Origin of the sequence: Actinoplanes utahensis (assembly GCF_016862455.1) — a bacterium.
GTDB classification, from domain to species: Bacteria; Actinomycetota; Actinomycetes; order Mycobacteriales; family Micromonosporaceae; genus Actinoplanes; species Actinoplanes utahensis.
On sequence record NZ_BOMZ01000001.1, the window covers coordinates 64624 to 88361 of the forward strand.

23 protein-coding genes are annotated in these 23738 nt (G+C 72.0%); 12 read left to right on the forward strand and 11 right to left on the reverse strand.

Features of this window, described 5'->3' with window-relative positions:
- Positions 1–67: 67 nt before the first annotated feature.
- Both Aut01nite_RS00305 and Aut01nite_RS00310 read right to left on the reverse strand, forming a co-directional pair.
- Complete coding sequence (locus tag Aut01nite_RS00305; RefSeq protein ID WP_152628879.1) at positions 68–1276, reverse strand: glycosyltransferase 87 family protein; 1209 nt, start codon at positions 1274–1276, stop codon at positions 68–70.
- 87 nt (positions 1277–1363) lie between these two features.
- Positions 1364–2524, reverse strand: coding sequence for a neutral zinc metallopeptidase (locus Aut01nite_RS00310; RefSeq protein WP_152628880.1), 1161 nt, complete (start codon positions 2522–2524; stop codon positions 1364–1366).
- 179 nt (positions 2525–2703) lie between these two features.
- On the opposite strand from Aut01nite_RS00310, the gene Aut01nite_RS00315 reads away from it, so the two are divergent.
- Complete coding sequence (locus Aut01nite_RS00315) at positions 2704–4323, forward strand: serine/threonine protein kinase (RefSeq protein ID WP_236642890.1); 1620 nt, start codon at positions 2704–2706, stop codon at positions 4321–4323.
- A 3-nt stretch (positions 4324–4326) separates the two neighbouring features.
- Here the strand turns inward: Aut01nite_RS00315 and Aut01nite_RS00320 are convergent, their stop codons facing one another.
- A complete protein-coding gene (locus Aut01nite_RS00320) occupies positions 4327–4755 on the reverse strand; it encodes a DUF732 domain-containing protein (RefSeq protein ID WP_043528107.1) in 429 nt (142 codons plus the stop codon).
- 78 nt (positions 4756–4833) lie between these two features.
- Here Aut01nite_RS00320 and Aut01nite_RS00325 point away from each other — a divergent pair, with 78 nt between their 5' ends.
- Entirely contained in the window at positions 4834–5793 is a 960-nt protein-coding gene (locus tag Aut01nite_RS00325) for a hypothetical protein (protein ID WP_152628881.1), read from the forward strand.
- Positions 5794–5804: 11 nt separating this feature from the next.
- Complete coding sequence (locus Aut01nite_RS00330; protein WP_043528111.1) at positions 5805–7394, forward strand: FMN-binding glutamate synthase family protein; 1590 nt, start codon at positions 5805–5807, stop codon at positions 7392–7394.
- Here Aut01nite_RS00330 and Aut01nite_RS00335 read toward each other — a convergent pair.
- Positions 7368–7982 carry a TetR/AcrR family transcriptional regulator gene (locus Aut01nite_RS00335; RefSeq protein WP_052164079.1) on the reverse strand — a complete coding sequence of 205 codons (615 nt, stop codon included), beginning with the start codon at positions 7980–7982 and terminating at the stop codon, positions 7368–7370. The two genes, Aut01nite_RS00330 and Aut01nite_RS00335, sit on opposite strands and share 27 nt — an antisense overlap.
- Positions 7983–8033: 51 nt before the next feature.
- Between Aut01nite_RS00335 and Aut01nite_RS00340 the strand changes: the two genes are divergently transcribed.
- Positions 8034–9644: an MFS transporter gene (locus Aut01nite_RS00340; RefSeq protein ID WP_043528113.1), complete on the forward strand. Its 1611-nt coding sequence runs from the start codon at positions 8034–8036 to the stop codon at positions 9642–9644.
- A 99-nt stretch (positions 9645–9743) separates the two neighbouring features.
- A complete protein-coding gene (locus Aut01nite_RS00345) occupies positions 9744–11000 on the forward strand; it encodes a M48 family metallopeptidase (RefSeq protein ID WP_043528115.1) in 1257 nt (418 codons plus the stop codon).
- Between the two features lie 288 nt (positions 11001–11288).
- On the opposite strand, the gene Aut01nite_RS00350 is transcribed toward Aut01nite_RS00345, so the two are convergent.
- A complete protein-coding gene (locus Aut01nite_RS00350) occupies positions 11289–11699 on the reverse strand; it encodes a VOC family protein (protein WP_043528117.1) in 411 nt (136 codons plus the stop codon).
- Between the two features lie 86 nt (positions 11700–11785).
- Between Aut01nite_RS00350 and Aut01nite_RS00355 the strand changes: the two genes are divergently transcribed.
- Positions 11786–12688: a hypothetical protein gene (locus tag Aut01nite_RS00355; RefSeq protein WP_152628882.1), complete on the forward strand. Its 903-nt coding sequence runs from the start codon at positions 11786–11788 to the stop codon at positions 12686–12688.
- 157 nt (positions 12689–12845) lie between these two features.
- Positions 12846–13958 (forward strand): RCC1 domain-containing protein, encoded by a 1113-nt coding sequence (locus Aut01nite_RS00360; protein ID WP_373871424.1) that lies wholly within the window; start codon positions 12846–12848, stop codon positions 13956–13958.
- A gap of 115 nt (positions 13959–14073) precedes the next feature.
- On the opposite strand, the gene Aut01nite_RS00365 is transcribed toward Aut01nite_RS00360, so the two are convergent.
- A complete protein-coding gene (locus tag Aut01nite_RS00365) occupies positions 14074–14565 on the reverse strand; it encodes a winged helix-turn-helix transcriptional regulator (RefSeq protein WP_043528123.1) in 492 nt (163 codons plus the stop codon).
- A gap of 55 nt (positions 14566–14620) precedes the next feature.
- On the opposite strand from Aut01nite_RS00365, the gene Aut01nite_RS00370 reads away from it, so the two are divergent.
- Together Aut01nite_RS00370 and Aut01nite_RS00375 are read left to right on the forward strand one after the other, a co-directional pair.
- Positions 14621–15244 (forward strand): dihydrofolate reductase family protein, encoded by a 624-nt coding sequence (locus Aut01nite_RS00370; protein ID WP_236642891.1) that lies wholly within the window; start codon positions 14621–14623, stop codon positions 15242–15244.
- 2 nt (positions 15245–15246) lie between these two features.
- Positions 15247–15822, forward strand: coding sequence for a GNAT family N-acetyltransferase (locus Aut01nite_RS00375; RefSeq protein WP_043528127.1), 576 nt, complete (start codon positions 15247–15249; stop codon positions 15820–15822).
- A 22-nt stretch (positions 15823–15844) separates the two neighbouring features.
- On the opposite strand, the gene Aut01nite_RS00380 is transcribed toward Aut01nite_RS00375, so the two are convergent.
- Together Aut01nite_RS00380 and Aut01nite_RS00385 are read right to left on the reverse strand one after the other, a co-directional pair.
- A complete protein-coding gene (locus tag Aut01nite_RS00380; protein ID WP_173476710.1) occupies positions 15845–16003 on the reverse strand; it encodes a hypothetical protein in 159 nt (52 codons plus the stop codon).
- A 269-nt stretch (positions 16004–16272) separates the two neighbouring features.
- Positions 16273–16875 carry a M23 family metallopeptidase gene (locus Aut01nite_RS00385; RefSeq protein WP_236642892.1) on the reverse strand — a complete coding sequence of 201 codons (603 nt, stop codon included), beginning with the start codon at positions 16873–16875 and terminating at the stop codon, positions 16273–16275.
- A gap of 139 nt (positions 16876–17014) precedes the next feature.
- On the opposite strand from Aut01nite_RS00385, the gene Aut01nite_RS00390 reads away from it, so the two are divergent.
- Positions 17015–17764: an EAL domain-containing protein gene (locus Aut01nite_RS00390; RefSeq protein ID WP_043528129.1), complete on the forward strand. Its 750-nt coding sequence runs from the start codon at positions 17015–17017 to the stop codon at positions 17762–17764.
- A 79-nt stretch (positions 17765–17843) separates the two neighbouring features.
- Complete coding sequence (locus tag Aut01nite_RS00395) at positions 17844–18530, forward strand: DUF998 domain-containing protein (RefSeq protein WP_043528131.1); 687 nt, start codon at positions 17844–17846, stop codon at positions 18528–18530.
- 267 nt (positions 18531–18797) lie between these two features.
- On the opposite strand, the gene Aut01nite_RS00400 is transcribed toward Aut01nite_RS00395, so the two are convergent.
- A complete protein-coding gene (locus Aut01nite_RS00400; RefSeq protein ID WP_043528133.1) occupies positions 18798–18989 on the reverse strand; it encodes a hypothetical protein in 192 nt (63 codons plus the stop codon).
- 247 nt (positions 18990–19236) lie between these two features.
- Here Aut01nite_RS00400 and Aut01nite_RS00405 point away from each other — a divergent pair, with 247 nt between their 5' ends.
- Positions 19237–21654 (forward strand): DUF3376 domain-containing protein, encoded by a 2418-nt coding sequence (locus Aut01nite_RS00405; RefSeq protein WP_204037380.1) that lies wholly within the window; start codon positions 19237–19239, stop codon positions 21652–21654.
- Positions 21655–21960: 306 nt separating this feature from the next.
- Here the strand turns inward: Aut01nite_RS00405 and Aut01nite_RS00410 are convergent, their stop codons facing one another.
- Complete coding sequence (locus Aut01nite_RS00410) at positions 21961–22941, reverse strand: pentapeptide repeat-containing protein (protein WP_043528138.1); 981 nt, start codon at positions 22939–22941, stop codon at positions 21961–21963.
- Positions 22938–23288: a hypothetical protein gene (locus tag Aut01nite_RS00415; protein WP_083999414.1), complete on the reverse strand. Its 351-nt coding sequence runs from the start codon at positions 23286–23288 to the stop codon at positions 22938–22940. Before Aut01nite_RS00415 ends, Aut01nite_RS00410 begins: the two co-directional genes overlap by 4 nt.
- Positions 23289–23738: the final 450 nt, after the last annotated feature.

Consider the following 23738-nt stretch of genomic DNA (forward strand, 5'->3'; position numbering starts at 1 on the left):
TCGGGGTGCTGGGCATGCAGCTACCCGGACCCGAGGCGATCCCACGGGGAAGCCGTGCAGGTCATCCCTAGGGAACCGGTACGTCACCCGTTAGGCGTCGCTCACCGGGCCGCGACGGTGGGGTCCTGGTGGGCAGGAGCCGCACCGCCACCCACAGCGTGAGGGCGAGAGCGGCGAGGACGTAGGCGTTGCCGACGAGATGCTCGAACGCGCCCCAGCGGTACTCGCGGCGGTCGCCCCACGGCGGCCACACGAACGGGCGGAACAGGAACACCGCCGTCCACAGCAGGCTCGTCCACCGGCTGCGCTGCCACAGCGCCAGCCCGATCGGCACGGCCCAGACCCAGTGGTGCGACCACGACACCGGCGAGGCGAGCAGCATGGCCAGCGCGCCCAGGCCGGTCCCGAGCACCCGGTCGCCGCGGCGCCAGCACACCGCGGCGACGATCACGACGGCCACCGCGATCGGCCCGGCGATCACCAGCCACAGCCGGGTCGAGGGCGGATGGTCGAGCAGCCGGGTGAGCAGGCCGAAGACCGACTGGTTGTGAGCGAGTTCCGGCGGGCCGACCCGGCCGGCTTTGATCAGGTTGTCGGTCCAGTAGGTGGTCGCCGCGGAGGGCGCGACCGCGAACCCGATCGCGACGGTCGCGGCGAAGGCCAGCAGCGCGCGTACCGCCGCCGCACGCCTGCCGACCAGGACCAGCAGGACGACGAACACCAGTGGCGTCAGCTTCACGCCGGCGGCGATGCCGATGAGCACGCCGGCCCAGCGCCGCTCGGGTCGTACCAGATCGGCCAGTATCGCGAGCATCAGCAGCAGATTGATCTGGCCGAAGGTCAGGTTCTGCCACACCGGTTCCAGGGCGACCGCGCCCGCGGTCAGCAGGGCGACGGTCCGGGCCGGGACGGTACGCCCCCACGCGCGGCCCGCCAGGGCGATGGTCGCGGCGAGCGCGCCCACCGACGCCGCGGTCCACACCGCGGTGGCGAGCCAAGCGGGCAGCGCGGCCAGCGGCGTCATCGCCACCGCCGCGAACGGCGGGTAGGTGAACCGCAGGTTGGTCGCCGGATCCCGGGAGCCGTAGAGCGGCAGGCCGTCGACGAGCAGCCGGCCACCGTACTGATAGACGGAGAGATCCACGAACCCGCCGTGGACGCTCAGCACGGCCGCCGCGTCCACCGCCGCGGCCACGCCGGCCACGGCCGCCGCGACGACGACCACGAGCAGGATCGGGCCGGACGCCACGAGCCGACGGGCACTCCAGGAAACCATGATCGCATCGTAGAGCGCCGATCGGGCCGAACCGGCCGCGGTGGACGGTCCAGGCGGGCCGCCCGGCGGTGGGCGGCCCGCCACCGGTCAGCCGGCGTCCGGCGCCACCAGGGCCGGAAGCTTGCGCTCGAAGAGACGGGCGAACGTCAGGCTGGGCAGCACCCTGGTCGGCGGCCACGACCGTACGGCGATGTCGTGGCCCCAGTCGGCGGCTCGCAGCCGCTGGTTCGGCGTGCCATGGTGGCCGACGTCGTCGAAGGCGCAGTCGCCGATGTTGTAGAAGGTCTGCAGTGTCTTGCGGACCCGGTTCCAGCGCAGGTTCTCGCCGCGTTTGTGGGACGCCCAGTAGGTGCTGAACGCATCGGCCATGAGTTCGGTGCGGCGGGTGGCCTCCGGGCCGGGGAGCGGCGACGCGAAGAGATCGCGCTCGAACTGGATGTGGTGGCCGTACTCATGGCCGAGGATGGCGTTCGGCGCGACGTCGGACAGGCCGATGGCCCGGAACCCGTCGAGCATGCCGTCACCCATGATGATCTTGTCGGTGGGGATGCCGGCGCCCGGGAACTCCTGGCCGTCAGCGGTGAAGGCGAACGCGTTGAACGTGAAGATCGGGTGGTTGCCGTAGTCGTACTTCGGCTGGTCGACGATCGCGGCGAGAGCGGCGGCGGCCTCGGCCGCCTCGGCCTCGGGAAGTTCGAGGACGAACTGGAGGACACGGGTCATGCGGGGTACGTCCCGCAGCGTGCCGCCGTGCGCCGGCACCATCTCGATGTCGCGTCCGTCGATGTCCCAGAACCGCTGGAGATTGCCGAACGAGCGCTGGAGCTTGCCGGTGTACTCGCCGTCGGCACCGAAGTAGCGGCCCGCGGCCGGCTCCGGGAACAGCAGGGCGTCGTAGAAGACCAGATTGAGCAGGATGACCACGAGGACGTTCTCGAAGTCCTCCGGTGTCCAGTCGGCGACGCTCGCCTCCAGCCAGGTGGTGAGTTCGGTGGTGCCGCACTCGTAGTCGTCCGGATCGATGACGGCTTCGGCGATGTCTCGCGGGTCGCCCTCGGACACGTCGAGCCGCGCGTCGAGCGCCGCGAGACGGGCTCGGTAGTCGTCGGGCAGCAGAGCGGTGATCCGGGCGCGCAGCTGGCGGTCCCGTTCGGGGGCGCCGGCCGAGACCGGCGCCACCACGAGAACGGACATGCCGATGGTCAGAGCCGCGCTCAGCGCCATCAGCCAGGACAGATATCTTCGCATCGATCCCCCAGGTCGGTCGGAGACGCCAACCTATCGCCATTCGTCAATGGCGTCCGATGCGGATCTCTCTGCCTGTCGGTCGTCAGGTGCGATGCGGCCGGGGGCGGGCGGGGGCGGCGACCATGGTCACGGGATGGTAACGGCGCCGGCGGACGCCGGGCCGGGGCCGGGTGATCAAGATGAGTAGACTCCCCGGCGCGAAGGCAGAGGGGGACGAGATCCAGATGAGCATGCCGCTGCGCCCCGGGGACCCGGCGGCCCTCGGGCGGTACGAGCTGGTGGGCCGTCTCGGCGAAGGCGGCATGGGGGCCGTCTACCTGGGACGCGACAGTGACGGCGGGCGGCTCGTCGCGATCAAGATGGTCCGTCCGGAGTTCGCGCACGAGACCGAGTTCCGGGGACGGTTCCGCAGTGAGGTGAACCGGGCCAAGCAGGTGCCGTCGTTCTCCACCGCGGAGGTCCTCGACGCGGACCCCGACCACGAGCCGCCGTACCTGGTGGTGGAGTACGTCGACGGCCCCAGCCTGGCCATGGAGATCCGCGAACGCGGGCCGCTGTCCGGGGCGGCGCTGCAGAGCGTGGCGGTCGGGATCGCGACGGCGCTGACCGCGATCCACGGGGCCGGGGTGATCCACCGGGACCTGAAACCGGGCAACGTGCTCTTCGCCCGCGGCGGCATCAAGGTGATCGACTTCGGGATCGCCCGGGCGTTCGAGGCGACCAGCCAGCACACCCGCACCGATCAGATGGTCGGGACGGTGTCCTACATGGCGCCGGAACGGTTCGATCCGGTTGACGGGCGACCGGTCACGGCGGCCGCCGACATCTTCGCCTGGGGTGCCGTGATGGTGTTCGCGGCGACCGGCCGGACCCCGTTCGCCGCCGATTCGGCGGCGGCGACCGCGATGCGCATCCTCACCCAGGAACCGAACCTGACCGGTGTGCCGGAGCCACTGCGCGGCCTGGTCGAACGAACCCTGGCCAAGGAACCGGGGGACCGCCCGACCGCCCGCGAGCTGCTGGACGCGCTGCTGGCGGGCGAGGCGCCCCGCCCGGCGGCGATCACCGCCCCGGCAGCGGAGGCGACGCCGGTCCGGCCGGAGGAGACCGCCGCGGACGTGACGCCGGTCCCGGTAGGAAGGGCACGGCGTGGGCGTACGACCACCCTGATCGCCGCCGCGGCCGCCGTCCTCGCCGCAGCCGGTGTCGGCGCCGCGATCCGTTTCCTGCCGAACGAAGGCCAGGAGGCCGCCGGGCCGGGGCCGGGCAGCAGCGCGAGCCTCGCCCCCAGGCCGTCGGTGACCACCAAGGTGCTGACGGCCGCCGAGAAGCTCGACGGGATCCGGCGTGGCCAGCGCAAGACGCTCATCCACGTCGCCGAGATCAACAAGGATCTCGCCCTGGACGACAACGACTACGAGATTCAGGCCGGCGACGGCACCGGCGCGCGGTCGGAGTTCACACTGATTCCGATGGGCACGGGTTTCCTGATCAGGTCGCTGCAGGACCCGAAGGCCGCCGAGGAGGAGAACTGCCTCGGGGTGCAACTCGACCCCGACGCCTCGGCGGACGTGGTGCGGGCCGAGTGTTTCCTCAGCGTCGGCACCCTGTTCCAGATCGAGCAGACCGGGCGGAAGGACGACCGGGGCCGGCCGACCTTCACCATCTCCAGCGAGAAATACGGGTTCCTGCAGTGGAACGGCGAGAAGTTCTACGTGGAGCTGCTGGGCGACGCCCCACCGGCGTCGACGTTCAGTTTCGTCGACCGTGGGCCGCTGCCCAGCGCCTCGCCCAGCTGAGCGTCAGAACTCGTCGACGCGGCCGGACTGGTCCAGGCAGATCGTGTCGATGGCGAGTTTGACCAGTTCGCGGGCGGTGGCCTGGTCGGTGGCCTCGGCGTCGAGGGTGCCCAGGGTGCGGGTGGTCGCCACGATCACGTCGGCCTTCCCACCGGCGGCCAGGTCGTCGCAGGCGGTGTCGCCGATCGCCCGGATCTCCTGGTCGGTGCGCCCGGCCGCCACCGCGGGCAGCTCGGTCTTCACCACCGTCACGAACCGGTCCGCCGGCTTCGTGGTCGCCTTGGTGGTCGGCTTCGTCGTCGTCTTGGTGACCGTCTTCGTGGTCGACGTCCGATTCGGCTTGTTCTTGGAGGTCGACGACGTGCCACCGCTGCATCCGGTCAGCGCGCACACCGTCACCGTGACGGCCAGAATCGACCATCGTTTCCACATCGTTCCACTCCCCGTCAGTCAAGATCCATCAAGAGAGTAGTCGACACGCACAAATGGATATACGGTAGAAAGTTGAGCATGTCGATCCCAGTGCTCGAGGACGTCATCGAACCGGCGGCGGTGCGGGCGGCCCGCTGGACCGCCTGGCTGGCCCTGGCCGGTGCGTTGGTGCAGTTCGGAGCCATGCTCGGCGCCTTCGTCACGCAGGCGCTGAGCCCGTCGATCGGCGGGGCGGCGAGCGCGCCCGGCGAGAGTGTCATCTTCCTGACCGTGGTCGGCGTCATCCTGGCGATCCCGCCGTTGGTGGCGTTCGCGGCGATCCGGGCGGCGAACGGGCGTCCCGCCGGGCGTTCGGTGCTGTGGACGTTCGGCCCGCTCGCCGTGGCGCTGAGCGTGCTGATGCTCGTCGGCGCGGTGGATCAGCTGTCGCATTCGTGGAACCGGATCGGGCCGATCTACCTGATGCTGGTTCTGGTGCCGGTCGGGACGGTGCTGTTCACTCTGCCGATCACCGTGTCGGCGCTGCTGTGGCTGCTGCCGGCGGCCCGGGCGGATCTCGCGGAGTACCGCGACTACGACCGGGGCAGCCTCGGCCGGAGTCTGGTCTCCGCCGCGGCGGGGCTGCTCGGCGGGACGGTTCTGTTCGCGGTCGCCACCGCGGTGCTGATGAGTTTCGCGCCGCAGGAGATTCCGGTCAGTGACCTCACCCGTGCCACGGTGGCCGCCGGAGTGACGGCTGTCGCCGGGATCCTGCTGCTCGGCGGGGTGGTGCTGACCCGGCTGACCGGGCGGTGGGCGCTGCGCGCGATCGCGTACGGGGCCGGCATGCTGCTGCTGGTGTGGCAGTTCGCGGCGGTCACCATGGTCGCGCTGGGGGTGCGGGCGGCCGCCGGGGACAGCGCGGTCTTCTACACCTGGACCGGCGTGGTGATCTTCTCGCTCGGGGCGGTTCTGCACCTGGTCGCGCAGTTGCTGCTGGCCATGCCGTCGGTCTCCACCTGGCTGGCCGATTGTTTAGAGGCCCGGACCGGTGGCTAAACCGTCGGGGCATGGGTCGAGGTTTACGGGCGGCCGCGGCCGCCGCTGTGTCCGCGGTGACAGCCGTCGCCGTACGGGATCTGCTCCAGCGCGATCATGCTCTGCTGCGCAACTTCCCGGTGATCGGGCACGGCCGCTATCTGATCGAGGCGATCGGGCCGGAGCTGCGGCAGTACGTGGTGGCGGCCAACGACGAGGAGCGCCCGTTCACCCGGGACCAGCGGCGCTGGGTGTACGCGTCGGCGAAGAGGGAGAACAACTACTTCGGCTTCGGTACGGACAACGACATCGAGTACACGGCCGGATATCCGATCATCAAGCACCGCACGTTCGGCCGGGCGGTGCCCCGCTCGAACCCCTCCGCCGGTTACGAGGCGGACGTGCCGTGCGCGAAGGTTCTCGGCGCCGCGCGGGGCCGGGCGAAGGCGTTCCGCCCGGGTTCGGTGGTCAACATCTCCGGGATGAGTTTCGGGTCGCTGTCCGGCGCGGCCGTGGAGGCGCTGAACCGGGGCGCCGCCCTGGCCGGCTGTCTGCACAACACCGGTGAGGGCGGGCTGTCGCCGTACCATCGGCACGGCGGTGAGCTGGTCTTCCAGATCGGCACCTCGTATTTCGGCTGCCGTGACGAACAGGGCCGCTTCGATCTGGGGCGGCTCAAGGACCTGGTCGCGGCCCACCCGATCCGCGCTCTGGAGATCAAACTGAGTCAGGGCGCCAAGCCGAGCCTCGGTGGCCTGCTGCCCGGCGCGAAGGTGTCCCCGGAGATCGCCGCCACCCGGGGCATCGCGGAGGGCGCCGACTGTGTCAGCCCGTCGCGGCACGCCGAGTTCCACGACACCGACAGCCTGCTCGACTGGGTGGAACTGCTGGCCGCCGAGACCGGGCTGCCGGTCGGCATCAAGTCGGCCGTCGGCGACCTGGACTTCTGGGAAGAGCTGACCGACCTGATGCGGAGCACCGGCCGCGGCGTCGACTTCGTGACCGTCGACGGCGGCGAGGGCGGCACCGGCGCCGCCCCGCTGATCTTCACCGACAGCGTGTCGCTGCCGTTCCAGGTCGGGTTCGCCCGGATCTACCGGATGTTCGCCGAACGCGGCCTGCACGAGGACGTCGTCTTCATCGGCTCCGGCAAGCTCGGCCTGCCGGACAACGCCATCGTGGCGTTCGCACTCGGCTGCGACATGGTCGGCGTGGCCCGCGAGGCGATGCTGTCGATCGGCTGCATCCAGGCGCAGAAATGCCACACCGACACCTGCCCGACCGGTGTCGCCACCCAGAACAAGTGGCTGACCAGGGGCCTCGACCCGGCGCTGAAATCGGTGCGGGCCGCCAACTACATCAAGACGCTGCGGCGCGACCTGCTCAAGGTCGCCGAGGCGTGCGGGGTGGAGCATCCGGGTCTGATCGACACCGGCGCGATCGAGATCCTCGACGGCCGGACCGCTTCGACACCCCTGGATCAGGTGTACGGCTACCAGCCCGGCTGGGGCCTCCCGTCGAAGGCCGACCGCGAGGCGATCGTCGAACTGATGACCGCGGCGGAGCCGCAGGGTGGCAGCGCTCCCCCGTCGGCGTCAGCGTTCCGCGCCGATCGGCCCTGATCCGGCCAGGTTGTCCAGCCAGCGGCGGAGCGCCTGCCTCAGGCGCTCCGCCGGCATCGACTCCGGGCTGAGCGCGACCGCCTGGGCGAGCCCGTCCACCAGGGCGAGAAGCTCCAGGGCGGTCGCCTCCACATCGACGCCGGGTGGCGCCTGGCCGGCGTCGCGCAGCGCGATGATCGCCTCGCGGGTCAACCGCACGGCCTGGGCCCGGTCGTCGGCGGCGAGCACGGCCAGCTCGGGGTCGAGGCGGGACTGGATCAGGAACTCCAGCCGGACCTGCTCCTCGGTGATCTGCTCCGGGTTCACCGGCAGCAGCGCCCAGAGCGCCTCCTCGATCTGCTCCCGCAGCGGCAGCGCCGGGTCGATGCGGGTCAGCCGCTGTTCGTAGCGTTCCAGGATCAGCTCGAACGCGTACCGCTGCAGGCCTCTCTGCTCCTTGAAGTAGTGCCGCAGCGAGCCGGTGGACAATCCGGCCTCCTCGGCGACGGCGCGCACCGAGGCGCCGGCCAGGCCGGAACGCTTGACGACCCGCCAGACCGCCTGGCCGACGGCGTTGCGGCGTTCCACGGGATCGACGAATCTCGGCATGCCCGTCATCCTACCCCTTTACTGACACGGTCGTACTAGTACACTCGTGTCATGACGTCCGTACGGGAACGCCGTGCCCTGTCCGCGGCCGTGCTGCTCAGCGGCAGCGGCGAGGTCCTCGACTTCCTGCTGCCGCTGTTCGCCTCCGCCGCCCTCGACGCCTCCCCCGCCACCACCGGCGCCCTGCTCGCCGCCGAGCTCGCGGTGTCCCTGCTGGCCCGCCCGCTCGCCGGCGTTCTCGCCGACCGTTTCGAGCGCCGCACCCTCGCCGCCTGCGGGGCCCTGCTCTACGCCGTGGCCTGCACCGGCTACGCCCTGGCCGGCGCTCTTCCGCCGGCCTTCGCGGCGGCAGTGGTCAGCGGTGTGGGCGGCGCTCTGCTGTGGGTTCCGTTGCGCGCCCTGGTCGGCGAGCGCCTGGCCGAGGACTCCGGCGTCTTCGCCCGCCTGGTCGCCGCCGAGGAGACCGGCGGCTGGGCCGTCTTCGTCCCGGCCGTCCTCATCGTCGGCCCGCTCGGCTACGGCGGCACCTTCCTCGCCCTGGCCGCCTGCTGCCTCGCCGCCGCGCTGATCCTGGCCCTGACCCCGCGCCGCGCCGGCCGATCCCCCGCCGCCACCGCCGGCCGATCCCCCGCCGCCACCGCCGGCCGATCCCCCGCCGCCGCCACCGGCCGATCCCCCGCCGCCACCGCCGGCCGGCCTCTTCCGGTCCGTCGCCTCACGCCCATGCTGTTCGCCGTGGCCACCACGATGGTCGCCGAGAGCGCGATCGGTGTCCTGCTTCTGCTGCACCTGCAGCGCGAGTTCGGGATGGAGCCCCTCGAGGTGGCGGCGGTGTTCCTGCCCGGGGCGATCGCGATGAGCATCCTGCCGCCGTACCTGCACCGGCTGGTCGTCCGCTACGGCCGCACCCGCATGCTGGCGATCGCCTCGGTGGCCAGCGCGTCGTTCGCCGCCGCCCTCGCCACCGCCCCGAACCCGACAGCGATCGCGATCTGCTGGGTCGCCGCCGCGGCCGCCTGGTCGGTGGTCCTGCCCGTCCAGCAGGCCGTCATCGCCGAGGCTTCCGGGCCGGCCGGCCTGGGCCGCGGCCTCGGCTGGTACGAATCGGCCACCCTGGCCGGCGCGCTGGTCGGCTCACTGAGCGCCGGCCTGCTCTACCAGACCGGCTCCTGGCCCACCGCCTGCCTGGTGTTCGCCGCCGTCATCCTCGCCGGCGCCGTCACCGTCCCCGCCGCCATCCGCCACCTCGGCCTCCCCTCCCCCACCTCCCACTCCGCCGCCATCGCCTCCGCCATCGCCTCCCCCACCATCGCCTCCCCCACCATCGCCTCCCTCACCAAGGCGGGACCGGATGCGCCGGCCCGACAGGACCTCACCGAACCGGATGCGGAGCCCACGAGCGTCAAGAGCCGACGGCGTCTGCTCACCGATCTGCTGGCGCATGCGGGCCTGTTCGCTGTCGCGCTGCTCGCGGCCCGGACGTTCATCGACGACCTGCCCGTGGCCGGCATCCTCGGCGTCGCGACGGCCGGCGAGGGCCCCACCGGACTGGCCGGCGGTCTCCTGCGCACCTGGTGGATCATCCTGGTCATCGACATCGTGTGGACGCTGGGCAAAGTGGCCCGCCCGGCACGGCGGCAACGAACGCGGGAGCCACGATGACCGGCGCCGGGCCGCGCCGCGTCCGGCCCGGTGCCGCGACCCTCGTCCGGCACATCTACTCGGTGGCCAGAGACGGTCCGATTCGGAAGGATCACGGGCGTGACTGTGCCCACGGTTCCCGGTTCCTCGTGCCCACGGTGCCTGACGTCCACGGTGCGGATCGGACTGCCGCAGTCGTGGTGCCCGTCCTGCGCGTGGAACGCCGATCAGGAGACGCCGATCGTGATCGGCTGGCGATGGCTGGACCGCCGGCTGCATCGGGTGGCGGGCCGTCTGACCGAGGCGCAGTTCGCCGCCCTCGCCGAGAGGTCGCTGAAGCCGGGGAGGACCTCGGCGGCCCGGATGACGACACTGGCCGCCGCGTTCGTTCTGCTCATCGGGGTGCTCACCGTCGCCGCTCTCGGACTGTGGCTGCTGGTCACCGACTTCTTCACCGCGTACACGGTCCTCGGAGCCGTGCTGATCGGTGTGGCCTTCGTGTTGCGCCCACGGTTGGGCAGCCTCGCCGACCTGACCGGGCAGGGCATCGTGATCGATCCGGGCCAGGCCCCGGCACTGTTCGCGCTGGTGCAGCGGGTCGCCACCACGGTGGGCGCGCCGATGCCGCAGGTCCTGGTGCTCGGGTACGACCTCAACGCGTTCACGACCGCCGTCGGCATGCGCCGCACCCGGGTCCTCTGCATCGGGCTGCCGCTGTGGGCAGCGCTCGAACCGCAGGAGAAGGTGGCGCTGCTCGGCCACGAGCTGGGGCACTTCGTCAACGGCGACGTCCGCCGGGGCCCGCTCACCCAGGTCGCGGAGACGACTCTGGACCGTGTCGCCCACCTGCTCGACCCTGAGGAGACCTCCGGCGAGCCCGGTCGGGATCTCACCGCGACGATCGCCGCGGCGCTCGGCCGGTTCGTCTCCGCTGTCGCCCGGGGGCTGCAACTGCTGCTCGTGTGGACGAGCCTGCGCGACTCGCAGCGCGCGGAATACCTGGCCGACGAGACCGCCGCCCGGGCCGGCGGCACGGACGCGGCCGTCAGCACGACGGAACTCTTCCTGATGACCGCGTCGATCGACACCGTGATCCGCCGGGAGGCCCGCGCCGGCAACGCCATGCCCGCCTGGCGTGACGCCGCGCGCGCCGCCCGGGCGAACTCCGCGGCGAGCCTGCCGCTGCTGCGCCGGCTCACCCGTCACACCGAGGCGTCGCTGCACTCCTCGCATCCGCCTACCGGGCTACGGGCCGAGATGCTGGAACGGCGTCCCCGGCAGGCCGCCACGGTCACCCTCACCGAGAGCGAGGCCGCCCGCGTCGACGCGGAGGTGGCCGTGCACGAACGGAAGGTCCTGCGCGAACTCGCGTACTGACCCCGTGCGTGGCCTCGAGTACGGCTACGGCGGTGGTTCGCTTCCGGTCCGCGGCGCTTCTCTCACACCATGCTCCGGTACGGGCCACGGACCGTCCCGTGCCTCGCGGCGGCCCGGCAGGCCTCCCCTCACGACCGTCCCCCAGTGCGGGTCATGCATGCCCGTCCCGGTCACCCCCGGCTGGTTGTGGGGGCGGTATCGGCAGCGCTGAGACGACAGTGAGAGCCGGCCGGACGAAACCGCAGCCGGCACGGAACCGCTCCAAGCCCGAGTCGGCCGCAGCAGTAGCTAGGAGCGCACAGGCCAGACGAGGCCCTGTTCGGTCCAGACGACACCCCTGTTGCGGCAGAGGCAGAAGGGGTGGCCGACGATGTCGGTGTAGACGCGGAAGCCGTAGCCGTCGGGGCCGGTGCAATCCCGCTGCAGGGTCGCGCCGAGGGCCAGGACACGGCTCTGCTCCGCCTCGATGTCGTCGACTTCGAAGTCGAGGTGGAACTGCTTGGGATGTTCGCTGCCCGGCCACTGCGGGGCCCGGTAGTCCGCCACCCGGTTGAAGGCCAGTTCGATCTCGCCGAACCGGATACCGGCCCAGTCCTCGGTGCTGTCCTCCTTGACCGGGCGGCCCGTCACCTCGGCGTAGAACGCTGCCAGCTTCATCGTGTCCGGGCAGTCGATGATGAAATCGGTGAGTCGCAGCATCCCGCGATCCTGCCACAGCGGGTGGGGTCCGGTAGTTCGCCGGGCGGTGTCCTCGACTTCGGCGGCGGGTGGCCGATGAGCCTCGGGTGATCGGCACAAGGCGGATGGTGTGGCGCGGGGCGGCGGGAGCCGCGGTGCTCGGGACGACGCTCGCCGCCGCCGGCTCGGCGGCGACGCCGGTCACGCCGAGCGACGGACCCGCCCTGTACGAGGCCTGCCGGCGTGCGGCGCAGCAGATGACCGACCGCGCCCGTGATTCCGGCACCATGGTCGCGATGGGCTGTGCGAGGCCGGACGGGACCCTGGTGGACACCCGCCTGTGGGCGACGACCGCTCCCGTTCCGCCCGCGCCGGTTCCGGTGGGCGTCTGCGTCACCGGCCCCGGGCGGCCCGTCGTCGGCACGACGCTGACCAGCGTCTCGGTGACGGCGGAAGCCGGCCTGCGGATCATCTACGACTATCAGCGGCTCGGTGACGGCGGGGCGGGCCACTTCCGCGGTTTCGGCGCCCTCGAGTTCCTGCCGGGTGACCTGGCGCCCGGGCGCGGCTACCGCTGGCGGGCCCGCGGCGTCTACCCCACGACGGATCCGTCCGCGGTGTTGCGGAGCCCGGACGACGAGCAGGGCTGGTCACCCTGGTGCGAGTTCAGCGTGTCCGCGGATGCCGTCGATTATCGCGGGCTCGGTGACGTCAGTGTCGAGGCGCTGACCGAGGTCGGCGTGCGCCCGGACCGTACCTACACGGTTCACCTCACCGCCGCGCAGCAGCGCGATCTCCGGGCCTGGACCGACCTCGGCCCGGCCAGGGATCGGATGACGCTGACCGGTGTCCGCTTGACCGACCTGCTGATGCAGCTCGCCCAGTCCGCATGGATCGAGGAGGAGACCGCCCGGGAGGACGGCGAGTCGCCACGCGTCAGCGCCTACCGCACGCTTCTCGACGCGATCTCCGTCGAACTGGGCGGTCCCGCGCATCCCCGGCTCGGCTGAGGGATCACCGGCGTGACGTCGCCGGTCCCGCTTCGACGGACGCATTGCCCTGGGAGCGCTCCCATGTGACGATGTTCATCGATCCGAAACAACGGTTGCGGAAGAGGGGCGTCGCGTGCGGAGAACAGGGCGAACAAGGCAGGCGGCGGGAACCGCCGTGGCAGTGCTGATCGGCATCATGACGATCGGCTTCGGCGGGACGGCGAGCGCGGCAGCCGCCCCGGTGCGGGCCGAAGTGGCCTCGGGTTATGGGCACACCTGCGCCATTCGTACGGACGGCGGGCTCTGGTGCTGGGGAAGCAACAGCAGTGGCCAGCTCGGCGACGGCACGACCACGGTCCGGGCCACGCCGGCGCGCGTCGGTGACGCCACCTGGGTGGCCGTCGACGCTGGAACCGCTTTCACCTGCGGGATCCGTGCCGACTCCAGCCTGTGGTGCTGGGGCGCCAACACCCGGGGCCAGCTCGGCGACGGCACGACCACCCGGCGCACCGGCCCCGTCCAGGTGGGCACCGCGACCGGCTGGGCCACCGTCAGCACCGGCGACAGCCACACGTGCGCGGTCCGCACCGACGGCTCCCTGTGGTGCTGGGGCTTCAACCGCCTCGGGCAGCTCGGTGACGGCGCCGTCGTCTACACCGCCACCACGCCGCAGCGGGTCGGCACGGCCACCGACTGGGCGAACGTGACGACCGGGTACGCGCACACCTGCGCCACCCGCACCGACGGCGCCCTGTGGTGCTGGGGCGACAGCTCGTCCGGGCAGCTCGGGCTCGGCCTGCTCAGTTACCAGACCACCCCGGCCCGGGTCGGCACCCTGACCGGCTGGGACACGGTGACGGCCGGTCACTTCTCCACCTGCGCGGTTCGCACCGACGGGACCCTGTGGTGCTTCGGCGACAACGGGTACGGCCAGCTCGGGGTCACCGGCAGCTACCGGAGCACACCGGTGCAGGTCGGCACGGACACCGGCTGGACGGGCGTCCGCGCCGGGATGGACACCGCGTGCGCGGCACGCACCGACGGTTCCCTGTGGTGCTGGGGCAACAACACCTCCGGGCAGCTCGGCGACGGCACCACCACCCACCGGTACGCCCCGGTCCGGATCGGCACCGCCACGAACTGGACCGGCGACGTGGCGGCCGGCTTCCACAACTGCGCCTTCCGGGCCGACGACACCCTGTGGTGCTGGGGCGACAACGCCTCCGGGCAGCTCGGCGACGGCACCACCGTCCAGCGCCCGGACCCGCGCCAGGTCACCCTGGCCTGACCGCGGTGCCCTCCGCCCGGTCCGGCCGGCCGCACGGGGGCCGGCCGGACCGAGCGGGGCCGGCCGCACCGGGCGGGGCCGGCCCCGCCCGGATGCGCTGAGGCGTGGCCGGGGGTCACTCGCGCGATGCGGCTTCGTAGGCCGACCGGAGCCCGTCGACCGCCGGCGGCGTGTGCGGATCCGGCCGGGGGACGCCGAGGTGCAGATGGCGCAGGTCGTCCATGAACCGGGCGAGCAGTTCCGGGCCGCCGGCGCGCAGCAGCTCGGCGCGAACCCGCAGGCGGCGCTCGCCGTCGCGGTGGGCCAGGCCCCACGAGGCGAGAGCGGCGATGACCGGCAGCGTCTGGATCCCGGCCTCGGTGAGCGAGTAGGCGGCGCGCTGGCCGCGCCGAGCGTCCGCCCGGGCGAGCAGGCCCGCATCGGTGAGTTTCCGCAGGCGGCTGCTGAGGATGTTCGCCGCGATGCCCTCCTCGCTGCCCAGGAGCAGCTCCCGGAAGTGCCGCCGGTCGCCGAACATGATGTCGCGCAGCACGAGCATCGCCCAGGGATCGCCCAGAACCTCCACCGCCTGGTTGATCGGGCATCCCGAGCGTGGTGCGGACTTCATCGACACCCTCCCGACAAGTGATTGCACTTTACTACCACTCTCCCTAGGGTGACCCATGGCAGTCGCCGATCGCTATCACTCGGGAGGGCTGATGCCGGGCCGCTTCGTGTACTGGATGAACGTCTCGCTCGACCTGCGGATCGAGCACGCCCCCGGCGAGCAGGGCGGCGGCTCGTGGATGCGCATCGGGGAGCCGCTGCACCGCGAGTTCAACCGGCGGGCGCGGGCGCTGTCGCTCATGGTTCAAGGGCGCACGACGTTCGAGATCATGGAGAAGTTCTGGCCGGCGGCGCGCGACGACACCTCACTGCCGGACTTCCTGCGGGAGTACGGGCGGATCTGGACGTCGATGCCCAAGGTGCTCGTCACCCGTTCGCGCACCGGCGCCGAGCACAACACCCGGATCCTCCGCGCCGATGACGCCGTCGGCGAGCTCGCGGAGCTGCGGGCACGGGCCGACGGTGACATCGGGGTCGGTGGCGCCACGCTGGCCACCGCGCTGCTGCGGGCGGGACTGCTCGACGAACTGCTGCTCTTCACCCATCCCGCCGTCCTGGGCGCCGGCCGGCCGCTGTTCGACGGCCACGACGAACCGGTGGAGCTGGACCTGCTGGAGCAGGACCGCTTCGACGACGGTGTCACGCTCCACCGCTACGCCGTCCGCAACGGCCGGGCCTGACGATGACCGCCGAGCTCACCGCGCTGACCTGGCCACTGCACACCGACCGGCTGACGTTACGGCCGGCGACCCCCGGTGACGCGGAAGCCACCTGGGAGTTCCGCCGCCGCCCCGACGTCTGCCACTGGATCACCCGCGCGCTCACCACCCTGGAGGAGCATCGCGCCTGGCTGACGGATCCGGAGACGCTCGCCAGGACCCTGGTGATCGAGCGGGACGGCACGGTCGTCGGCGACCTCATGATCAAGATCGAGGACGCCTGGGCCCAGGCGGAGATCACCGAACCGGCCCGGCGCGTGCACGCCGAGCTGGGCTGGGTGCTGCACCCGGAACACGCCGGCCACGGCTACGCCACCGAAGCCGTCCGCGAAGTGCTCCGGATCTGCTTCAAGGATCTCGGGCTGCGCCGGGTGACGGCGATCTGCTTCGCCGACAACGAGCCGTCGTGGCGGCTGATGGAACGCCTCGGGATGCGCCGCGAGTCGCACACCGTCCAGGACTGCCTGCACCGGTCCGGCCGGTGGCTCGACGGCTACGGGTACGCGCTGCTCGCTGAGGAGTGGCGCGGCTCGGCGTGACCGCGCCGGCCCTCTCCATCCGTCATCGGGGCCGGCGCCGCACCTGCCGCACACCGACGGCGATCGCTCCCCCGGCGAGCAGAGCACCGAGCAGTTGCAGGCCGGGCGAGTCGTCGGCGCCGCCGTACAGGAACGCGGCGACGCCGGTCACGACGGCCAGGACGACGAAGACGTACCTCATGGAGCGCTCCTCAGCGGGCAGGCGGGTATCACCGCGCGCATCACATCAGTCCGCGGCCGGGTGCCGGAACGCCCTTCGCAGCCTTCGCACCGAATCTCCACACCTCGTACACAAGCGAGCCGCCTGCGGTGACCAGCGGCCACGCCCGTGCGGCGCGTTTCGGTCCGGGCCCGCGCGGACCTCGCGCGGGGGCCACGGGACGGCCGATGACGCGGTCGGGGGCGGGCTGCGGCGTACCAGAACAAGAGGGGTGAGCGGAAGCGGACCGCCTATCGTCCGGGGCAGTTTCGGCTGGTACGGCGGACCGAGTACTCGCGGTCGTCGGAGGTGATGCCGGCGGGCTGGCCGGCGAAGTGGGATTCGACCTTGTCGCCGGCGCGGCGCTGCTCGTAGTGCAGGTGCGGGGCGCCGGATTTGCCGGTGCTGCCGATCTTGCCGATCTGCTGGCCCTGGGTGACCTCGTCGCCGACCGCGACCGGTGGGGACTCGAGCAGGTGCAGGTACTGGGTGTCCCAGCGGCCGCCGTGGTCGATCTTGACCCAGTAGCCGGCGCCGGTGCCGTAGGGGCCCTTCGGGTTGTCGGGGGTGCGGGAGCCGAGGGTGCCGTTGACGCCGGCCTCGATGACCGTGCCGGCGGCGGAGGCGAGGACCGGACGGCCCCACGCCGAGCCTCGGGCCGGGAAGAAGTCGATGTCGAAGTCGTCGTGGCCGGGGTAGGTGCCGAGGATCCAGGTCTCGCCGCACGCGACCGGCAGCTGGAAATCGGGGCGGGGGCCGGGCTTGCGCAGACGGGAGGTGATCACGGCGGTGGCGATGACGAGCAGGACGATCGCGGCGACCGCGACGAGGATCCGGGCGGGGCGGGCGGTCACCGATCCGATCTTGCCAGAGCGGGGCAAGCCCGCCTTGCCGATGATCCTCAGGTTCCGGTGCGCCATGCCGATCTCCGGGCGTACGGCGGAAACGGGCACACGGGAGGCAGCGGTGGCATTTCGCTGACGCCGCTGGTTCGTGCCGGTCGCCGTTCTCCTAGCGGTCGCCGAGGTCGCGCTGATCGTGGCCGGGTTCCGCACCGGCATGCCGCATCTGGCCGTGTGGGTCCCGGCGCTGGCCGGGCCGGCGCTGGCGGCTGCCGCGTTCTTCGCGACGGCGGCGGCCACCGACGGGGCGCTGCGCACGTTCTGGCGGCGGGTCGGCGCCGGGATGGCCGCGGTCGAGGTGGCGGCGCTGAGCCGGACGATCGACATCGTGGCCATGCCGTACCGCACGATGCCGCCGATCAGCGGGCGCACCCTGCTGCTGTACGTGGTGGCGGCGGCGCTGGCGATCACGGCGATGATGCGGCTGCCGGACGGCGGGCGGACCTGGCGGCAGCTGGCGACGGCGCTGCTGGACGTGGCGGTGGTGGCGGTGACCGCCGGGATCGCCGCGTCGCAGTATCTGGGCTGGGCGGTCGACCGGTTCGGCGGGCGGTCGCTGGGGCTGCTGCGCACCTGCCCGGTCGACGCCATCAAGGTCGACAAGTCGTTCGTCGACGGGCTCAACGGCACCCCGCAGCAGGAGGCGATCGCGGTGGCGCTGGCCGGGATCGCCGAGACGCTGGGGCTGCGTACGGTGGCGGAAGGGGTGGAGACGGCCGAACAGGCACGGCGGTTGTACGAGCTGGGATATCGGCACGCGCAAGGGTTCCACTTCGCCCGCCCGCTGCCACCGGAAGCCATCGACGACCTGCTCGAGGTGGGACTGCGGCAGGCTTCCTGAGGGGTATACCCAGCCATACCCGCAGCCGGGCGGCTACCGGTAGTGCTCGGAGACCGGCCGGATTGCTCTACTCGACACCATGAAATCCACTCCCCCGGCCACGGTCGCGGCGATCTGCTGGGCCGCCGTCGCACCACTGTTCCTGACCGCCAACGTCGCCGTCGGGCTCGCCTGGACCGATCCCGCTTTCAGCTGGGCCACCAACAACATCAGCGACCTGGGCAACGTGACCTGCGGCGGCTGGGACACCACCCGACCGCGGTACGTCTGCTCACCGTGGCACGACGCCATGAACCTCGCCTTCCTGCTGACGTCGGCGCTGCTCATCGCCGGCCTGCTGTTCACCTGGCGGCACTGGGGCGACGGCCCGGCGGTCCGCTGGGGCCGCCGGTTGCTGCTGTCGGGCGCGATCGGGCTGGGCCTGGCCGGCGCCTTCCCGGCCGACGTCGACGAGAACGTCCACCTGCTCGCCGCCGTCCTGGTCTTCTTCGGCGGCAACCTGGGACTCATTGCGGCGGGATGCGTCCGGGACGGAACCCTGATGGCCCCGCTGCGGCGCGTCACCCTGGCCCTCGGCGTGCTCGGCATCGTCGGCAGCGCCCTGTTCCTCGCCCAGCAGGGACCGGTGGTGGGCATCGGCGGAATGGAACGCGTCGCCGTCTTCCCACTGCCGGTGTGGGCCTGCTACGCCGCCTTCCGCCTCTCCTCCACATCACGCGGGAGGCGCGCGGCGGACGGCGCATCCCTCGACGGACAGCTCACCTGACAACCCGTACCCTTGCGCTTCGACTCTCGGATGTCATGGTCGGCACCCGCGGAAACCCCGCCAAGGGCTGCGCAGAGGCGATCGAGAAGTCCGCAGGAACAGCCGACGGGACGTGCCGAGACCCGCGCGTCCCCGGCCCGGCTCGCCCACCGTGGTGGACAGCTCGGTCGGCGGGCCGCCGCTGCGGCCGGCCGACGAGCCGTTTCCCTCTTTCTCTGCCCGACCTCGTTCACGCACCCGCCGGGCACAGCGATGCAGTGATCCGGATCAGTCAGGCGGCCCGATCGGACTGCCCTGAGCCGCCGGGCTGTCCGCCGCCCGGCCGGGAACGCCCGGCCCGTCCTGGGCACGGCCGGCCTCGTCGAGCGGAAGATCACCGTGCAGGTCCTCCGGCACCTCGGAAGTGCCCGGCACACCGGAGTCCGCAACGCTGGAAAGATCGTCATTCGGATCGGTCATGGACTGTCCCCTGCCCACGATCGACACCCGAGTCACCGGAATCGGCGAGCGTTCACCGGAACTTCACCGATATGGCGGGGGAACCGAACCGGCCCGGGTGGCCGATATGCCCAGGCGCTGGTCAAGCGGGTGAACATGTCGGCGGGCGTCGTGTCGGCGGAGCCGGTGGTGTGCTGCCGGTCATCCCGGTCAGGGGGTCTCCGGCGGTTTCCGCCCCGGCACGCTCAGGGGCCATCAGGATGGGACGATGAGCAGGACCCAAATCCGTCTCGGCCTGGTCTTTCAGGGCGGCGTCTCGCTGGCCGTGTGGATGAGCGGCATGACGCACGAGATCGACCTGCTGCGTCGGGCGGGTGCGCCGGACCGGGCCGAGCTGCCGGCCGATGCCGGGCCCGCGTTGCGGGGGTGGCGGGCACTCTGCGACGAGCTCGGCGTCGACGTCATCATCGACGTGGTGGCCGGGACCAGCGCCGGTGGCATCAACGGTGCCGTGCTCGCCTCGGCGGTCGCGGCCGGTAACCCGTTGCCGTCGCTGAAGGAGCTCTGGGTCGAGGCCGCGCAACTCTCTCGCGGCAAGCTGCTGCGCGGGTCCGGGCGGGGGCCGCTGCCGAGTCTGCTCGACGGCGCCTACTTCACCGGCCAGCTGCGTGGGCTGTTCGACCGGGCGCTGCGCGGCGGCGGGCGGCCGGCGGCGCATCCGGTGACGCTGCTGACCACGGCCACCGCCCTCGGTGAACAGGACACCGTGTGGAGTGACAGCACCGGCTGCCAGTTCGCGGTGCCGGACCACCGGCGGGTCTACCGGTTCCGCCACGATCCGGGGGCGGTGCTCTTCCAGCCGCCGGCCGGTGAGCTGCCCGAGGATCCGTTCACGCTGTTCACACCGGCCGATCCGGGGCAGCTGACCGCCGCGGCGGCGGCCGACCTGGCCCTGGCCGCGCGGGCGACGGCCGGTTTCCCCGGCGCCTTCGAACCGGTCGCGGAGGCCGGCCTCGGCGCCTACCGGGTGCGATGCGAGACCGACATCAGGCGGCGCGGCGACAGCGACATCGGGCGGCGCGAAGGAGACGACATCACGCGGCGTGGCGGCGACGGTGACGACGCAGGGGGGCCGGGCGACAGCGACGGCGCGGTGCTCATCGACGGTGGCGTGCTCGACAACACCCCGTTCGAGCCGTTGATGACCGAGATCTGGCGGCGGCCGGTGGAGTCGGACTGGCGCCGCGTCATCGGTTACGTGACCGCCGGGGACGGTCTCGACCATGCGACGGTCGCGACGCGGGACGGGTCGGGCGGGCGCCGGCTCGACACGGACTGGTTTCCGGTGCTCACGAGCGCGATGCGGATGGGGTCGGAGAGCTCTTTCCGCAACGGCGTGGACGCCCTGGCCCGCCGCTCGGCCGAGGCGGAACGACAGGTGCGGGGAACCGAGGAGCTGTTCACCGAGGCGTTGCGGGATCCGGGAAAGGCCCGGGCCGCGGTCGACGCCCTCTATCCGCTCTACCGGCGTAACCGCATCGAGTCGGGGCTGCTCGACGCGTATCAGGCGCACACCGGCGAGCTGGCGGCCCGGCCGCTGTGCACACCGTCGCTGAGTGGTGTCGCCCCGGATCGGGCGCCGCGCTGGGTGCCACCGGCCGACTTCGATCGGGCGTGCGACCTCACCGGGGAGTGGCGGTGGGGGACGGTGGTCGCCGACCGGACGATTCGCCTGCTGATCCGGGATCTGCGCGTGCGGGCCGCCGGCACGCCCGCCCTCGACGACACTCTGCGCTCACTCAGCCGGGTGCTCACCGCGGTCATCGCGGTACGGGACCACATCGCCACTCTCGTCGTCACCGCGGAGGACGACGACGCGGAGACGCTGCTGCGCGCCGTGAACGACGCGGCCGCGGCCAGTTCGAGCCCGGCTGTGCTGGGCGCGCTGCTGCGCGCGGCAGCGGACGGCTATCTCGCCGGCGCCGGGGTGGACGCCGGTCCGGGCGACGTGCTGCGTGCCGCGCTGATGGCCGAGGTGCTCGCCTCGGCGGCCGGCGGCGACGGCCCGTTCCGCCGGATGAGCCGGTTCGACGTGCTGCGGATGGGCCCGGATGTCTCCTCGCCGCTGGTCGAGCCGCGGCGGCCGCTGGGCGCCTGGAAGCTGTACGGCACTCAGCTCCGGCATTTCGGCGCGTTCGCCCGGCCCGAGTGGCGGGTCGCCGACTTCGTCTGGGGCCGTCTCGACGGGGCCGCTCATCTGATCGGGGTGCTCCTCCGGCGCGGCGACGACCCGCTGCCCGACCACGCGGCCGGCCTGGTGCGCGCGGTGCAGGAGGCGGTGCTGGCCGAGGAGGATGCCGTCGCGGCGGATCTGTCCGCGGCTCTGCAGGCGGTCGACGAGCTGGACACCCGGGCGACTCTCGACCTGATCCGCAGCACGCCGAGCGGCCGGGCGATCGCCCGGGACACGGTCACGGACGTGTTGCGGATGCTGACCGTACGGGGCGCCGGCACCCCGTCGGCGTTGTCGTCGGCGGGGTCGTGGCTCGCCGGGGTGCTGAGCCGCCGGTCGCCGCCGGGCCGGCCACCGGCGTGGTGGCTGAAACCGCCGCTGCGGCTCGTCACGGCGTGGTGGCCGCGGCGGCGGTTCTGGGACTGGGTCTACGGCCGCGACGGTCGTCAATAACCGCGGCGTCGCCCGTCGGGTTCGATGAGATTCCAGTACTCCACCGGGTGGCCACGGCCGCACTTCGGAATCTTGCGGTGCTTCGTCAGATGCCGGGGCTCCTCCCCTTTGCACTGTGGCTGCCAATAGCCGGCGCACGGTGCGGGATCGCCCGGCCTCGGCTGTCCGGGGACGGCGGAACCAGTGGCGGCGGCGAACTCGATCGCGGGGCCGCCCGGTTGCGAAACAGATGGCATGACAGTCCTGTCCGTGAGATTTTCGCAGGTGGATGGTGGTCGTGTGGATGAGCCGCCCGGCTGCCGTCGATCACTCGCGGCAGCCCGACGACGCAGCCGGCGGCGACGGCGGCGCCGAGGCGCGGGCGTCCGTTCGGTCGACTCCGGGAGGAAGGCGGTAGGCGTCGGCGAGATAGGTGTCCAGACGGGCGCCCCCCAGTTCGGCGCTTTCCAGGTCGGCGCCGGTCAGCCTGGCCGCGGTCAGATCGGCGCCGGTGAGGTCGGCACCGACGAATCGTGCCTGCATCAGATTGGTGCCGCGCAGCGTGGCGCCGACCAGGGTGTTCATCGAGTGGTGGTTGATGTTGCTGAAGTCGGCGTCGAACGCGTCCGCCCGATCGAGGACGGCGCCGTCGAGGATGGTCCTGCCGAACCTGGTGTGCTGCAGCGACGCGTCGACGAGCGTCGCCTTGGCGAAGTTCGAGTACTCGACGACGGCGTTGTCCAGACGTACGCACGTCAGGTCGGCGCCCGGCAACTGGATCCCGCGCAGGCACACCCGGCGCAGGTTGAGCCGGTGGTCGTCGGGGGTCCGCTCGATCCTGATCAGCAGCACGCGCAGCGCCGCGATGACGTCCAGGCTCGTATCCGGCCGGTCGTGGCACTGCTCCGGGGAGCCGTGTTTCATCCCGGCCTTGTCCTGGACGTAGTCGACCAGCATGTCGATGATGACCGGGCGGTCGTGGTCGGACTCGAGAGCGATCCGTCCGAGTGAGTAGAAAGCGCCCACCCTGGTGATCATCTCCCTGTTGCCGAGTTGCTCGACCGCGCTGGTGTAGCGAGCGGTGATCTGCCCGTCCCGGTTGATCCGGAAGGTCAGCCACGAGATCAGGATCGCGAAGACGGCCGCCAGCGCGGTGATCGCGGACGAGATTCCGGGGAGCAGGGACTTCCGCCCGCCCGGACCGGCTCGGCCATCGGTCCCGCGCCGGGGCGCGAGACGCGGTGACCGGCTGCCGAGCGCCCGCAGTCTCCGCCGGGACGCATCCCGGGGCGAGCCGGCCGGGTTCATTCCGCCAGCAGCCGCGCGCCGGCGCCGGCAAGCGTCCCGTGGCATCCCACGCCTCCGGGGATCGCGACGGCGTCGTCGACAGGGGACGGCTCCCCGACCGGGAACCTGATCACCGGCCCCGGATCGCCGATGTCGCTGATCACCAGGCCGGAGCCGGCTCCGTCCCAGCGTACGGAGGAAGGGTTGGTGGTGTCGTCGAGTGCCACGCCCGCGGTGGCCCGGAACAGGTCGCCGGCGTCGCCCGCGTTCTCGCGCCGGGCGTAGAACTCATCACCCCAGACCACGAGTTCCACCGCCGGTCCGGCGTCCTGTGGAAAGGTCAGTCTTTCTCCGAAGACCGCACTCATGTCACCACGCCCCCTTGAGTTAAGGGCAGTCTGCGCTGAGTGACCAGTGAAAATGGAGAAACCTGACATCGCGGACATCTTCCATCCGGACGGGCTGGTCGGGCCGGCCGTTCGGATGACCCCGGCTGACCAGGAGCCACCCGCCGGCCGGGACGCATGCGCCGTGCGCCCGCCGACCGTCGTCCCTCCTCTTCAGACTCGCCGCATGGGGATGCCGCCTGCCGTTGTCCGCGAGCTCGGTGACGAGCGGGAAAGGCTCGGACGGGTCGGTGACCTGATGGTGGCGGGCTCCTTGGCCACCGACGACTACGTTCGGCGCGTCAGTGACCTGGATCTGGTCGCCTCTCGTCGACGGCCCGGTCGGCGAGAGGCGAAAAGCGGCGCTGACCACTGTTCACCGGCGTCTCGACGGCGGGAGCGGGGCGGGCTTCGAACTCGGCTGTGTCTCCG

Excerpts from the sequence above, each read along its gene's own strand:
- Aut01nite_RS00305 (WP_152628879.1), bottom strand. The coding sequence starts at position 1,276 with ATGGTTTCCTGGAGTGCCCGTCGGCTCGTGGCGTCCGGCCCGATCCTG.
- Aut01nite_RS00310 (WP_152628880.1), bottom strand. The coding sequence starts at position 2,524 with ATGCGAAGATATCTGTCCTGGCTGATGGCGCTGAGCGCGGCTCTGACC.
- Aut01nite_RS00315 (WP_236642890.1), top strand. The coding sequence starts at position 2,704 with ATGAGTAGACTCCCCGGCGCGAAGGCAGAGGGGGACGAGATCCAGATG.
- Aut01nite_RS00320 (WP_043528107.1), bottom strand. The coding sequence starts at position 4,755 with ATGTGGAAACGATGGTCGATTCTGGCCGTCACGGTGACGGTGTGCGCG.
- Aut01nite_RS00325 (WP_152628881.1), top strand. The coding sequence starts at position 4,834 with ATGTCGATCCCAGTGCTCGAGGACGTCATCGAACCGGCGGCGGTGCGG.
- Aut01nite_RS00330 (WP_043528111.1), top strand. The coding sequence starts at position 5,805 with ATGGGTCGAGGTTTACGGGCGGCCGCGGCCGCCGCTGTGTCCGCGGTG.
- Aut01nite_RS00335 (WP_052164079.1), bottom strand. The coding sequence starts at position 7,982 with ATGCCGAGATTCGTCGATCCCGTGGAACGCCGCAACGCCGTCGGCCAG.
- Aut01nite_RS00340 (WP_043528113.1), top strand. The coding sequence starts at position 8,034 with ATGACGTCCGTACGGGAACGCCGTGCCCTGTCCGCGGCCGTGCTGCTC.
- Aut01nite_RS00350 (WP_043528117.1), bottom strand. The coding sequence starts at position 11,699 with ATGCTGCGACTCACCGATTTCATCATCGACTGCCCGGACACGATGAAG.
- Aut01nite_RS00365 (WP_043528123.1), bottom strand. The coding sequence starts at position 14,565 with ATGAAGTCCGCACCACGCTCGGGATGCCCGATCAACCAGGCGGTGGAG.
- Aut01nite_RS00370 (WP_236642891.1), top strand. The coding sequence starts at position 14,621 with ATGGCAGTCGCCGATCGCTATCACTCGGGAGGGCTGATGCCGGGCCGC.
- Aut01nite_RS00375 (WP_043528127.1), top strand. The coding sequence starts at position 15,247 with ATGACCGCCGAGCTCACCGCGCTGACCTGGCCACTGCACACCGACCGG.
- Aut01nite_RS00380 (WP_173476710.1), bottom strand. The coding sequence starts at position 16,003 with ATGAGGTACGTCTTCGTCGTCCTGGCCGTCGTGACCGGCGTCGCCGCG.
- Aut01nite_RS00395 (WP_043528131.1), top strand. The coding sequence starts at position 17,844 with ATGAAATCCACTCCCCCGGCCACGGTCGCGGCGATCTGCTGGGCCGCC.
- Aut01nite_RS00400 (WP_043528133.1), bottom strand. The coding sequence starts at position 18,989 with ATGACCGATCCGAATGACGATCTTTCCAGCGTTGCGGACTCCGGTGTG.
- Aut01nite_RS00405 (WP_204037380.1), top strand. The coding sequence starts at position 19,237 with ATGAGCAGGACCCAAATCCGTCTCGGCCTGGTCTTTCAGGGCGGCGTC.
- Aut01nite_RS00410 (WP_043528138.1), bottom strand. The coding sequence starts at position 22,941 with ATGAACCCGGCCGGCTCGCCCCGGGATGCGTCCCGGCGGAGACTGCGG.
- Aut01nite_RS00415 (WP_083999414.1), bottom strand. The coding sequence starts at position 23,288 with ATGAGTGCGGTCTTCGGAGAAAGACTGACCTTTCCACAGGACGCCGGA.